The organism is Pelomonas lactea (assembly GCF_043555885.1).
Classification (GTDB): domain Bacteria; phylum Pseudomonadota; class Gammaproteobacteria; order Burkholderiales; family Burkholderiaceae_C; genus Pelomonas; species Pelomonas lactea.
Window position 1 is genome coordinate 1 of record NZ_JBIGHX010000033.1, and the last position, 301, is coordinate 301.

Below are 301 nucleotides of genomic sequence, written 5' to 3' on the forward strand. Positions count from 1 at the left end.
GAACTGCTGGAAGCCCCCGACGCGTCGGCCGCGCTGGCCCTGGTGCAGACGCTCGCCGCGCCGCCCGACCTCGCGCTGCTGGACATCGAGATGCCCGGCGGCAACGGTGTGCAGCTGGCCGCCGCGCTGCGCGAGCGGGGCGTGCGCAGCGTCATCTTCTCGACCGCGCATGCCGAACATGCGCTGCGGGCCTTCGAGCTCGCGGCGCTGGACTACCTGCTCAAGCCCTACACGCCCGAGCGCCTGGCCGCCGCGCTGGCCCGCGTGCGCGAGCGCCTGGCACAGCCGCCCGCGCCGGTGG

At 76.1% G+C, this 301-nt stretch carries 1 protein-coding gene; it reads left to right on the forward strand.

Annotated features, from left to right (window positions below; genetic code table 11):
- A partial coding sequence (locus ACG04Q_RS25610; RefSeq protein WP_394514709.1) for a LytR/AlgR family response regulator transcription factor occupies window positions 1–301 on the forward strand: 301 nt, incomplete at both ends.